We start from the raw sequence: 11,150 nt of genomic DNA on the forward strand, positions 1-11,150 counted from the left end.
AGTCGTCGCAATCTCGTCAAATGGCTCTCGCTCGTTCCCGGCGTCGCGATGGCGGCGGGCGTGAGCATCCGCGCCGATGCCGCGCCCCGTTTCGCGACGAAGCGTCCGCCGCTGGCGAAGCGCAAGTTCACGAGCGAATCGGTCGAGGCACTCATCGCGTCGACGAAGAAGAAGATCGCCGACCCCGAGCTGGCGTGGCTCTTCGAGAACTGCTTCCCGAACACGCTCGATACGACCGTGGAGCTCGGCAAACTCGACGGCTACGACGACACCTTCGTGGTGACCGGCGACATCGACGCCATGTGGCTGCGCGATTCCTCCGCGCAGGTGTGGCCGTACCTGCCGCTGACCGCGAAGGACGATAAGCTCCGCAAGCTGTTCCGCGGCCTGATCCGTCGCCAGGCACGCTGCATCGCCATCGATCCGTACGCCAACGCCTTCCTGCCCGATCCGCGCGGCAAGAGCGAGCTCGACTGGGCGCAGGCCGACATCACGGACATGCGTCCCGGCGTGGCCGAGCGCAAGTGGGAAATCGATTCGCTCTGCTACCCGGTGCGCCTCGCGCACGGTTACTGGCAGACCACGGGCGACCGCGAGCCGTTCGACGACGCGTGGCGCGCATCGACGCAGCTGATCGTCAAGACGTTCCGCGAGCAGCAGCGCAAGGACGGCCACGGGCCGTATCACTTCCAGCGCCAGTCGCCGAAGCCCACCGAGAGCCAGTTCCTCGACGGCTACGGTCAGCCGACGCGTCCGGTGGGCCTGATCCACGCGATGTTCCGTCCGTCGGACGACGCGACGGTGTATCCGTTCAACATCCCCGGCAACCTGTTCGCGGTGGTGACGCTCCGTCGCCTCGCGCAGATGCACGGCACGCTCTTCGGCGACCAGGCGTTCGCCAACGAGTGCAACGCGATGGCCGACGAGATCGCCGCCGCGCTCGATCAGCACGGCACGATCAAGGGCGAGAAGGGCGAGCACTGGGCCTATGAAGTCGACGGCTACGGCAACACGCTCTTCATGGACGACGCGAACGTGCCGAGCCTTCTCGCGCTGCCGTACCTCGAGTGCACGCCGCGCGACGCGCGTTACGCGCGCACCCGCGACGCCGTCTGGAGCACGGAGAACCCGTACTTCTTCAAGGGCACGGCGGGTGAAGGCATCGGCGGCCCGCACGAAGGCCTGCGCATGATCTGGCCGATGTCGATCATGATGAAGGCCTTCACGACCGACGACACCGCCGAGATCCGCCAGTGCCTGCACTGGCTGAAGACGACCCACGCCGGCACGGGCTTCATGCACGAAGCCTTCGACCAGGACGACCCGAAGAACTTCACGCGTTCGTGGTTCGCCTGGGCCAACACCCTCTTCGGCGAGCTGATCGTCCACCTCGCCGACAAACATCCCGAGACCCTGCGACGCGTCTGACGCGTCGCGACAGAAGGAGCGATTCATGGTTACCCGTCGACGTTTTCTGCAGGGAATGGCCGCCGTCACGGCCGTCGGTCCGCTCGGTTCCCTCACCGCGCTGGCTCATGGCGTGCAGGATGGTCTGAAAGCGCCCTCGACCGGCGGCGGCACCGCCGGCGAGGGCGTCCTGCGTCACGTCGACGTCTTCGTCGGCACGGGCGGTCACGGTCACACCTTCCCCGGTGCGACGCGACCGTTCGGCATGGTGCAGCTGAGCCCCGATACCTATAACGCGCAGTGGGACGGCTCGTCCGGCTACCACCAGGGCGACGGTTCGATCATGGGCTTCTCGCACACGCACCTTTCCGGCACCGGGGCGAGCGACATGCTCGACTTCCTCGTGATGCCGTCGATGGGTCCGGTCCTGCTGCAGCCGGGCGATCGCGATTTCGACGGCGTGAACTACGTGTCGCGCTTCGATGCGAAGAAGCAGGGCGGCGGCAAGGCCGAGAAGGGCTACAAGACCGGTGTGAAGGGCTACCGCTCGCACTACACGGGCGAACAGGCGCACCCGGGGTATTACCGCGCCAAGCTGACGCGTTTCGACATCCTCGCCGAAATGACGGCGACCCTGCGCGCCGGCATGCACCGCTACACCTTCGGCAAGGACGGCGAGGCGCACCTGCTGATCGACATGACGCACGGCTTCGCCGATGCGATGGACAAGCCGGCCAACGTCACGGATGCCGAGCTCACGCTCGTCAACGGCGACACCCTGGTCGGCGGCCGTCGCGTCTGGCAGTGGGCGGCCGGTCGCGTGATCTACTTCGCGATGAAGCTGTCGCGCCCGGTGAGCAGCGTCACGCTCTACAGCGAAGACAAGGCGCTGCCGAAGGGTACGACGACGGCAAAGGGCGATCACCTCAAGGCCGCGCTGCATTTCGACAACGCGTCGAAGGAGCCGCTGCTGGTCAAGGTCGGCATCTCCGGTGTCGACATCGACGGCGCGATGCGCAACGTCGACGGGGAAATGCACGGCTGGGACTTCGACGGCATCCGCGCATCGGCCGAAGCCGAGTGGGAAACCGAACTCTCGAAGATCCGCATCCAGTCGTCGTCCGACAAGGTGATGCGCACGTTCTACAGCTCGATGTACCACACGATGCTCGCACCGACCGTCTTCAGCGACATCGACGGCCGGTACCGCGGCATGGACAAGGCGATCCACACGCTGCCGGAAGGACGCCACAACTACAGCACGTATTCGCTGTGGGATACCTACCGCGCGGAGCACCCGCTGTTCACGCTCTACCAGTCGGAGCGCGTGCCCGATCTCGTCGACGGTCTCGTGCGCCTCGCGGTCGAGAGCCCGAGTGGCGCGCCCGTGTGGCCGCTGCAGGGTATCGAGACGGTCTGCATGATCGGCTACCACTCCGCGGTGGTGGTGGCCGAGGCTCAGGCGAAGGGCTTCACCGGCATCGATTACGCGAAGGGCTGGCCCGTGTTCCGCCGCCGTGCGATGCAGGACGACTACTTCGGCCTGCCGTACTACCGGAAGATGGGCTTCATCCCCAGCGACAAGGAAGGCGAGGCCGTCAGCAAGACCCTCGAGTACGCATACGACGACTGGGCGGTCGCGCACATGGCCGAAGCGCTCGGTCACGCCGACGAGGCCGAGACGCTGCGCAAGCGTTCGCAGAATTACCGCAACGTGTTCGACAAGGCGTCGCAGTTCGTGCGCCCGCGCGCCGAAGACGGCACGTGGATCGAGCCGTTCAATCCGGTGTCCATCGGCCACTCGAAGCGCTGGCGCGACTTCACCGAGTCGAACGCATGGCAGGCCACGTTCCTGAACCAGCACGACGTCTACAACTACATGGATCTGTTCGGCGGCGCGGCAGGCTTCGAGAAGAAGCTCGACGAGCTCTTCAATACCGATCCCGTGCTGCCGGAGAACGCTCCGCCGGACATCGCCGGCATGGTGGGGCAGTACGCGTTCGGTAATGAGCCGGGCCACCACATGCCCTATCTCTACGCCTACACCGGCGCGCACCACAAGACGCAGGCGCGTGTGCGCATGCTCCTGGACACGATGTACCTGCCCGAGCCCGACGGCCTGCCCGGTAACGAAGACTGCGGTCAGATGAGCGCGTGGTACATCATGAGCGCCATGGGTCTGTATGCCGTGGATCCGGTCAGCACCAACTACGTGTTCGGCAGCCCGCTGCTCGATCGCGCCGAGGTGCAGGTGGGTGCCGGCCGCACGCTGACGATCGAGGCGAAGGACAACGGTCCGGACCGCCCTTACATCCAGTCGGTCAGCTGGAACGGCAAGCCGTGGACGAAGAGCTGGATCCCGCACAAGGACCTGGCGGCCGGCGGCACGCTGACGTTCGTCATGGGCGACAAGCCCAACGAGGCGTTCGGCAAGGCCCCGGAAGACCGCCCGCCGTCGTTCGGGGTGCAGGCGAAGGCCTGACGCGCCACGGTGGGAGCCAGGCTGCTGGCTCCCGCCCTCGTCCCCGTTCACAATCGGTAGACCGCCCAGCAGACAATCTCACTCCGCCGGGAGGACCCGGAGGGATAGGGGATCGTCATGTCGTATGCGGGCCGCATGGTCTTTCGGATGTACCTGCCGGGCGTCGTCGTGCTCGCGGCAGGCGCGATCGCGGCCGCGGGCCTCAAGGCGATCCAGCAGCTGCCCGGGGACCTGGGCACGCTTTCCCTTTATTCGAACCTGCCGGCGTGGACCCTCGGGGTGTCGCTCGTCGTGTCCCTGTCCGTCGCGGCCGTGCAGACGGTGCGTCTGCGGCTGTGGGATCGCGGTGCGATCGCGGGCTGTTACGTCTGTGGATGCCTGCTCGGCGCGCCGCGCGCCGCGCGTCGCGGCCTCGGGCTGACCCGGCACTGCCTGGGCTGCGGCAAGGTGCACGGTGTGAACCACCATCGGCTATCGCCGACGGTCATTCCCCTGGCGGTGGCCGTGAAGGACACCGCGAACGCTCCCGTCAGGAGCGTACGTTAGTCACGGTGATGCGGTGACCCACGCGCTCGAGCAGCGAGCGCAGCGCTTCGGCGTCTTCGACCGAGGTGCCTTCCTCCAGCGACAGCCACAGGGTGTCGCCCGAAAGGCCATGGACCTTCTCGTGAAATTCGATCTCGACGGCGACCTTGCCACCGGGTTGAACGACCGATACGCCGAAATTACGTGACTGCACGCCGTGTGTTCCTTTGCTCTGGCTGGAAAGGGATTTTACCGGGGTGGCGGGGAAAAAGGCGGCCCCACGGGTCGAGGCGTGAACCACGCCACGTTCACCGTGGCGCCACGTCGCTTTCCGGCTAATCGAGGCACCGAGGAGGAACACTCATGCTGCAACTGAATCCGCCGCTTCCGCTCAATACGCCCAAGGGCGAGGGTTTCGCCCATTTCCTGATCGACTATGGTCCGGAGTCCGATCTCTACTGGACCGTCTTCATCACGGCGACCGGCGAGATCTGGACTTTCGCGAACCGCGAGGTCCGTGCCTCGAAGAACATCACCCTCGGCCGTACCGCGCCGTCGTCGCCCCGTCCCGCGGCCCAGGCACCGCGCCGCGCCGCCGTGGACACGACCGGCGTGCTGCCGTTCGCGGTGGCCGAGCCGCAGACCTGACGTCGGGCGTCAGCGCGGCACGCGATACCCGCCAGCGACGCCGCCTGGCGATAGCGTGAGCTGCCAGAGCTGGTCGCGCCGGCTGCGGAACACGCCCGCCGAGCAGCCGAGGTAGAAGTCCCACATGCGCCGGAAGCGCTCGTCGTAGCGCGCCGCAAGACGCGGCCACGCCGCATCGACGTTGGCTTTCCACGCCATGAGGGTGCGGTCGTAGTCGGTACCGAAGTTGTGCCAGTCCTCGACCACGAAGAGCCCCTCGAGCGCAGTGGCCACCTGGCTCATCGCCGGGATCACGGAGTTCGGGAAGATGTACTTCTCGATCCACGGATCCGGACGGCCGGGCGTGCCGTTGCTGCCGATGCAGTGGAGCAGGGCAAGACCCTCCGGGTGCAGGCAGCGCCGCGCCACCTCGAACCACGAACGATAATTCCTGGCGCCGACATGCTCGAACATGCCGACGGAGAGGATCGCGTCGAACCGCTCGTCGAGTTCGTGGTAATCCTGCAGCCGGATCTCGATCGGCAGCCCCTTGCACAGTTCGCGCGCGAACTCGGCCTGTTCCTTCGAGATCGTGACGCCGACGCCGCTGACGCCGTAGCGTTCGGCGGCGAACTTCAGGGCCTCGCCCCAGCCGCAGCCGATGTCGAGAACGTGCTGTCCGCGACGCAGCTGCAGCTTCCGGCAGATCAGGTCGAGTTTCGCTTCCTGCGCGTCGTCGAGGTTCTCGGCCTGTGCCCAGTAGCCGCACGAGTAGACGAGCCGCTTCCCGAGCATCGCCTGGAAGAGGTCGTTGCCCAGGTCGTAGTGCTGTCGCCCCACCTCCCACGCGTGCTCGCCGCGTTGCATGTTGAGGAAGCGCGCCTTCAGATGAACGATGAGGGCATCGAGTGTGCGAAGCGATTCATCCACGTGCGACGAGAGAACGCGGCTGAAGAAGCCGGCGAGGTCGGAGACGTCCCACCAGCCGTCCATGTAGGCCTCGCCAAGCCCGAGCGACCCGTGGGCGAACACGCGGGCGTAGGTCCGCTCGTCGTGGACGACGAGATCGGTGGGACGGTTGCCGCCGAGAGTGATCCCGGCGTGCTGGAGCAGGTCGTGTGCGCGTGCCTTCAGCGACGAATGATCGTGATTCATCGAAAGCTCTCTGTTGACCCGTGTGCGCCGCTCCGCGCGGCGTTCCGCTTGCTCAGAACTGCTTCAGTACCCCGCGCGTGACGACGAGCCCGATCACGGTGAGCGTGATCGACCCTGCGAGATTCATGGCGACATGGGCCGCGAACCAGCCGTACTGCGCCCGCAGGAGCAGCATCGAGGCTTCGGCCGAGAAGGTCGAAAAGGTGGTGAGGCCGCCCAGGAAGCCGGTGGCGACCAGCAGGCGCATCTCGACGGGCAGGGCCTGGAAGTGGTCGAAGACCCCGAGCACGATACCCATCAGCAGGCCGCCGACGAGGTTCGCGGTGAGCGTCCCGAGCGGCACCGTCGGGAACAGGGGATTGAGCAGGATCGCAAGCCACCATCGCAGCCAACAGCCCAGTGCGCCGCCGACCCCGACGGCAAGGAATCCGGTGTAGTTCACGCCACCCCCAGTCAAAGCTCTCCTGCCCGATTATGGGCCGGCGACGGCCCGGCGGCGAGCAGGCGCGCACGGTTATACTGCACCGACTTCCCCCGTACGGCCTTGCAGGACCATGTCCTCCGCGACCCGCGACCCGCGTCGCTACCTCCCGCTGTTGCTCGCGGCCCTGACGATGATCGGGCCGTTCTCGATCGACGCGATCTTTCCGGGATTCCCGGACATCGGGCGCGACTTCGGCGTCGGCGTGGTGGGGCTGCAGCAGCTCCTCAGCGTCTACCTCCTCGCCTACGCGGTGATGAGCCTCTTCCACGGCGCGCTGTCCGACGCCTACGGGCGCAAGCCCGTCATCGTGATCGCCATGGCCATTTATACCTTGGCCTCCGTCGGTGCCGCGCTCGCTCCCAGCTTCACCTTCCTGCTGGGCTGCCGCGTGCTGCAGGGCCTCTCCGGCGGCGCGGGCATCGTGGTGGGCCGCGCGGTGGTGCGCGACACGCTGCAGGGCGAGGATGCCCAGCGCATGATGTCCAAGATCATGATGATCTTCGGCATCGCGCCGGCCATCGCTCCCATCGTGGGTGCGTGGCTGCTCGGCATCGACGGCTGGCGCGGCATCTTCTGGGCGCTCTCCGGCTTCACGACGTTGCTGACGCTCGCCATCGCGTACCGGCTCGACGAATCGCACCCCGTCGAGCGGCGTACCGTGTTCCGGCCGCGCCCGCTGCTCGCGAGCTACGGGCGCATCGTGCGCGACGTGCCTTTCTGGCCGCTGGCCATCGCCGGTTCGATCAACTTCGCCGGCCTGTTCCTGTACGTCGCGTCGGCGCCGCGCCTCATCCGCGACCTGCTGCATCTCGGCGCGAACGGCTTTCCGTGGCTGTTCGTGCCCGTGGTGACCGGCATGGTGACCGGCGCCTTCATTTCCGGCCGGGTCGCGGGGCGGGTGAGCGCGCTGCGCACCGTGTCGTGGGGTTACATGGCGATGCTCGGCTCCTGCGCGCTCAACCTGCTGCTGGCCGTGCTGCTCGATGCGCCGCGCGTGCCGTGGTCGACGCTGCCCCTGGCGCTTTACGGCTGTGGCGTGCAGCTGGCATTCCCGACCCTGACGCTCCTGCTGCTGGACCGGTTCCCGGATCAGCGCGGCGGGGTGTCGTCGGTGCAGGCCTTCGGCAGCCTGACATTCACGGCGCTGGTGGCGGGCGTGCTTTCGCCCGCCTTGTCGGGAAACATGCTGACTCTCGCCCTGGGTTCGTCGGCGATGTGTCTCATCGGCCTCGCGGCATGGACCTGGTACACGCGGATCGAGCGCCGTCGCGTGGCCCACGCCACGGCGGCGGCCGCGACGAGCGTTCCGTCGCAGGTGGAGCGCAACGAGCCGGGCTGACCCGGCTGGCTCCCACCGACACGCTCAGGCGCCGAGCAACCCGCGAGCCCGCAGGAACGCCTGTGCTTCCGGCGCGTCGTGTTCGAACCATGCCTGGGTCGAGCCAAGCCGGTACGTGTAACCCCAGCGATCCATGTCGACCATGAGCCGCGGTGAGCCCACCGACGGCAGCTGGCCGGCGAGGACGATCTGCAGGTAGCAGGTGGCGTCTTCTTCTTCGATGGAATCCGTGGCGTCGGTATGCACGAGCGCGCGCTTTTCCTCCGGCAGCACGATGAGATGGCACGCCTCGTGGAGCAGCGAATGCACCGGCGTATCCCTGCGCGCGTAAACCGTGGTGCCGATGATGCCGGCCTCGGTGTCGCCCCAGAAACTGCCCGGGATCGGCGCGCCGTCGGCGACCTCGACAAGGGCGAGGCCGTACCGGGCGAGAAGGGCGCGCGGTTCGTCGAAGCCGATGTCGCCGACGCGCATGACGAAGTCGGCGGGATCGGCGCCGGGGGCCGTGGCGGCCCCGGCGGTGGTGTCGTTCATGACGGGAAAACCGGCTTAGATGACCGGCTTGCCGTCGGGCAGTGCCACGGAGAGTTCGAGCACTTCGTGGCCGCTGTCGCGTTCGAGGTTGATGTTCACGGCCTCGACGTCGACATTGACGTACTTGCGGATGACTTCGAGCAGCTCGTTGCGCAGCAGCGGCAGGTAGTCGGGGCCGCCGCGCGTCGAGCGCTCCTGGGCGACGATGATGCGCAGGCGTTCCTTCGCGACGCCAGCGCTCGGCTCGGGCTTACGCTTCAGGAAATCGAGGATACCCATGCTCAACCTCCGAAGACGCGCTTGAGGAAGCCCTTCTTGACCGGCTCGAGGAAGCGAAGCGGACGCTCTTCGCCAAGAATGCGTGCGACGGTGTCCTTATACGCCGCACCGGCGTTCGAGTTGTCGTCGAGGATCACGGGCACGCCGGCGTTGGACGCCGCGAGCACGTTCTCGGATTCCGGGATCACGCCCACGACCGAGATGCCGAGGATCTCCTCGACGTCCTTCACGCTGAGCATTTCACCGGCTTCGACGCGATTCGGGTTGTAGCGCGTGAGCAGCAGGTGCTGCTGGATCGGCGATTCACCCTTCTCGGCGCGACGCGTCTTGCTGGCGAGCAGGCCCAGGATGCGATCGGAATCGCGCACCGAGGAAACCTCTGGGTTGACGACGACGACGGCGTGATCGGCAAAGTACATCGCGAGGTGCGCGCCCTTCTCGATACCGGCCGGCGAGTCGCAGACCACGTAATCGAAGTTTTCCTTGGCCATCTCGTCGAGGACCTTCTCCACGCCTTCCTGGGTGAGGGCGTCCTTGTCGCGCGTCTGCGACGCGGCGAGCACGAACAGGTTCTCGTGGCGCTTGTCCTTGATGAGCGCCTGCTTGAGCGTGGCTTCGCCGTGCACGACGTTGACGAAGTCGTAAACCACGCGACGCTCGCAACCCATGATCAGATCGAGGTTGCGCAGGCCGACGTCGAAGTCGATGACGGCGACCTTCTTGCCGGCCATGGCGAGGCCGGTGGCGAGGGAGGCGCTGGTGGTGGTCTTGCCGACTCCGCCTTTGCCGGAGGTGACGACGATGATTTCAGTCAAGGGATGTCTCCGAATAGTGCAGGGCGGCTGCGTTCACAGCCGCGCGATCATGAGTTTTCCATTCTCGAGCCAGCATTGCACGGCCTGGCCTTCGAGGTCCTTCGGCATGTCTTCGAACACGCGGTAATGCCCGGCGATCGCGACGAGCTCGGCGCGGAAGTCGGAACAGAAGATGCGTGCCGATTCGTCACCCTGCGCGCCTGCCATGGCGCGACCACGCAGGGTGCCGTAGATGTGGATCGATCCGTCCGCGATCACTTCCGCGCCATTGGCGACGGTGGCGCTGACCACGAGGTCGCGCTCGCGCGCGTAGACCTGCTGGCCGGAACGCACCGTGCCATCGCCGTGGCGCTGCGCCGTGATCGTGCCGCCGAGGTCGTCGCCGGCGTCGCTGACGACGGCCGCGGCGCGAGCGGCGGGTTCGCGGGCGATCGCGGGTGCGGCCGGGGCGGCGTCGCCCTGGCCGGGTTCGTATTGCGCGCGGAACTTGGCGATCAGCGGCAGACCCATGCGCTCGGCGAGCGCCTCGGTCTCGCTGGTGCCGTAGGCGAGGCCGACGGGCAGCATGCCCGCGCTGCGGATGGCTTCGAGCAAGGCGTCGACCATGCCGTCGTCCGGCAGTTTCGGCAGGTGCGAGAGGTCGAGCACCACGGCGGCGCGCGCGAACATCTGCGGCGCGGAGCGCACGCGGCGCTCGAGTTCTTCGACCAGCGCGGCGGCGTCGACGCGACGCAGGCGCACGCAGGCGATGCCCACCTGGCCGAAGCGCAGGTCGCAGGCGGCTTCGAGGGATTCGGCGCGGGCGTTCATGCGGCCACTCCGTCGGCGGGACGGGCGCGTTCCGCGAGCCATTCGACCGCCGGCAGGCCATCGTGGTCGAGATAGCGCTCGCGAACGAACGGGAAACTCGGCAGTTCGCGGGCGAGGAGGCTCACCTTCGGGCCGTCGTGACCCATCTTCTGCTGGCCGACTTCCTGGAAGCCCATGGTGCCGTGGAAGAGGACGGTCTGGTCGTCGCGGGGTTCGAGGAACACCTCGCAGGTCAAAAGGGGCACACGTACCTCTGCATAGCTCTGTACATCGCAATAGAAGATCCGGCCGAGACCGTGGCCGCGCGATTCCGACGCGATCACGATGCGGTCGATATACACGAAGCTTTCGTAATGGGCCTGGAACCAGCGGAAGTTCGGGCTGTCGTAGTCGGCGTCCTGGCGCATGGCGATGAGGAAACCGAGGATGCGGCCGTCCTGCTCGGCCACGCGGAAGTAGTGCGCGATCTGGTACAGGTGACGCAGGCGGTCGGTGTCCGTGGCGAGGATGCCTGTGCCTGCCTCGTTGTTGAGGCTCAGCACCGCAGCCAGGTCGTGCTCGCGCACGTCGCGGATGGCAAGGGCCATTCGTTGCTCCGCTGGAGTGATCTTGGAAAAGCGACCCCCGGGCCGCCGAATGCGCGGCATTATGGCACGCCGCGGTCTCGCCGGGGAGCGCGCCGCGCTTGTAAAA

General features: G+C 67.0%; 13 protein-coding genes. 5 read left to right on the forward strand and 8 right to left on the reverse strand.

Features of this window, described 5'->3' with window-relative positions; translation table 11 throughout:
• Positions 1-48 precede the first annotated feature (48 nt).
• The 3 genes from BMX32_RS09685 (at position 49) to BMX32_RS09695 (ending at position 4,435) form a co-directional block, all read left to right on the forward strand.
• Positions 49-1,428, forward strand: a complete 1,380-nt coding sequence (locus BMX32_RS09685) for a glycoside hydrolase family 125 protein (RefSeq protein ID WP_089980176.1) — start codon at positions 49-51, stop codon at positions 1,426-1,428.
• 25 nt (positions 1,429-1,453) lie between these two features.
• Complete coding sequence (locus BMX32_RS09690) at positions 1,454-3,889, forward strand: GH92 family glycosyl hydrolase (RefSeq protein WP_089978019.1); 2,436 nt, start codon at positions 1,454-1,456, stop codon at positions 3,887-3,889.
• A gap of 117 nt (positions 3,890-4,006) precedes the next feature.
• Positions 4,007-4,435 (forward strand): hypothetical protein, encoded by a 429-nt coding sequence (locus BMX32_RS09695; protein ID WP_089978023.1) that lies wholly within the window; start codon positions 4,007-4,009, stop codon positions 4,433-4,435.
• On the opposite strand, the gene BMX32_RS09700 is transcribed toward BMX32_RS09695, so the two are convergent.
• A complete protein-coding gene (locus BMX32_RS09700) occupies positions 4,419-4,628 on the reverse strand; it encodes a hypothetical protein (RefSeq protein ID WP_089978026.1) in 210 nt (69 codons plus the stop codon). The two genes, BMX32_RS09695 and BMX32_RS09700, sit on opposite strands and share 17 nt — an antisense overlap.
• 149 nt (positions 4,629-4,777) lie before the next feature.
• On the opposite strand from BMX32_RS09700, the gene BMX32_RS09705 reads away from it, so the two are divergent.
• Positions 4,778-5,062 (forward strand): hypothetical protein, encoded by a 285-nt coding sequence (locus tag BMX32_RS09705; RefSeq protein ID WP_211664202.1) that lies wholly within the window; start codon positions 4,778-4,780, stop codon positions 5,060-5,062.
• Positions 5,063-5,071: 9 nt separating this feature from the next.
• Here BMX32_RS09705 and cfa read toward each other — a convergent pair whose 3' ends face one another.
• Both cfa and crcB read right to left on the reverse strand, forming a co-directional pair.
• The gene (gene cfa, locus BMX32_RS09710; protein WP_089978029.1) at positions 5,072-6,196 is read right to left on the reverse strand and encodes a cyclopropane fatty acyl phospholipid synthase; all 1,125 of its coding nucleotides are present in this window, start codon (positions 6,194-6,196) and stop codon (positions 5,072-5,074) included.
• Between the two features lie 52 nt (positions 6,197-6,248).
• Entirely contained in the window at positions 6,249-6,638 is a 390-nt protein-coding gene (gene crcB / locus BMX32_RS09715) for a fluoride efflux transporter CrcB (protein WP_089978032.1), read from the reverse strand.
• Positions 6,639-6,750: 112 nt separating this feature from the next.
• On the opposite strand from crcB, the gene BMX32_RS09720 reads away from it, so the two are divergent.
• A complete protein-coding gene (locus tag BMX32_RS09720; protein WP_089978036.1) occupies positions 6,751-8,019 on the forward strand; it encodes a multidrug effflux MFS transporter in 1,269 nt (422 codons plus the stop codon).
• A gap of 24 nt (positions 8,020-8,043) precedes the next feature.
• On the opposite strand, the gene BMX32_RS09725 is transcribed toward BMX32_RS09720, so the two are convergent.
• The 5 genes from BMX32_RS09725 to BMX32_RS09745 are packed head-to-tail and all read right to left on the reverse strand — an operon-like array spanning position 8,044 to position 11,044.
• Positions 8,044-8,553 (reverse strand): hypothetical protein, encoded by a 510-nt coding sequence (locus tag BMX32_RS09725; protein ID WP_089978039.1) that lies wholly within the window; start codon positions 8,551-8,553, stop codon positions 8,044-8,046.
• A gap of 15 nt (positions 8,554-8,568) precedes the next feature.
• Positions 8,569-8,832, reverse strand: coding sequence for a cell division topological specificity factor MinE (minE, locus tag BMX32_RS09730; RefSeq protein ID WP_089978043.1), 264 nt, complete (start codon positions 8,830-8,832; stop codon positions 8,569-8,571).
• 2 nt (positions 8,833-8,834) lie between these two features.
• Positions 8,835-9,647 (reverse strand): septum site-determining protein MinD, encoded by an 813-nt coding sequence (minD, locus tag BMX32_RS09735; RefSeq protein ID WP_089978047.1) that lies wholly within the window; start codon positions 9,645-9,647, stop codon positions 8,835-8,837.
• Between the two features lie 33 nt (positions 9,648-9,680).
• Positions 9,681-10,457, reverse strand: coding sequence for a septum site-determining protein MinC (gene minC / locus BMX32_RS09740; protein WP_089978052.1), 777 nt, complete (start codon positions 10,455-10,457; stop codon positions 9,681-9,683).
• A complete protein-coding gene (locus BMX32_RS09745) occupies positions 10,454-11,044 on the reverse strand; it encodes a GNAT family N-acetyltransferase (RefSeq protein ID WP_089978055.1) in 591 nt (196 codons plus the stop codon). Before BMX32_RS09745 ends, minC begins: the two co-directional genes overlap by 4 nt.
• Positions 11,045-11,150 lie beyond the last annotated feature (106 nt).

It is taken from the genome of Luteibacter sp. UNCMF331Sha3.1, from assembly GCF_900109915.1.
Lineage (GTDB): Bacteria > Pseudomonadota > Gammaproteobacteria > Xanthomonadales > Rhodanobacteraceae > Luteibacter.

Excerpts from the sequence above, each read along its gene's own strand:
- BMX32_RS09745 (WP_089978055.1), bottom strand. The coding sequence starts at position 11,044 with ATGGCCCTTGCCATCCGCGACGTGCGCGAGCACGACCTGGCTGCGGTG.
- minC (WP_089978052.1), bottom strand. The coding sequence starts at position 10,457 with ATGAACGCCCGCGCCGAATCCCTCGAAGCCGCCTGCGACCTGCGCTTC.
- cfa (WP_089978029.1), bottom strand. The coding sequence starts at position 6,196 with ATGAATCACGATCATTCGTCGCTGAAGGCACGCGCACACGACCTGCTC.
- BMX32_RS09690 (WP_089978019.1), top strand. The coding sequence starts at position 1,454 with ATGGTTACCCGTCGACGTTTTCTGCAGGGAATGGCCGCCGTCACGGCC.
- BMX32_RS09705 (WP_211664202.1), top strand. The coding sequence starts at position 4,778 with ATGCTGCAACTGAATCCGCCGCTTCCGCTCAATACGCCCAAGGGCGAG.
- minE (WP_089978043.1), bottom strand. The coding sequence starts at position 8,832 with ATGGGTATCCTCGATTTCCTGAAGCGTAAGCCCGAGCCGAGCGCTGGC.
- BMX32_RS09685 (WP_089980176.1), top strand. The coding sequence starts at position 49 with ATGGCGGCGGGCGTGAGCATCCGCGCCGATGCCGCGCCCCGTTTCGCG.
- BMX32_RS09695 (WP_089978023.1), top strand. The coding sequence starts at position 4,007 with ATGTCGTATGCGGGCCGCATGGTCTTTCGGATGTACCTGCCGGGCGTC.
- BMX32_RS09720 (WP_089978036.1), top strand. The coding sequence starts at position 6,751 with ATGTCCTCCGCGACCCGCGACCCGCGTCGCTACCTCCCGCTGTTGCTC.
- BMX32_RS09725 (WP_089978039.1), bottom strand. The coding sequence starts at position 8,553 with ATGAACGACACCACCGCCGGGGCCGCCACGGCCCCCGGCGCCGATCCC.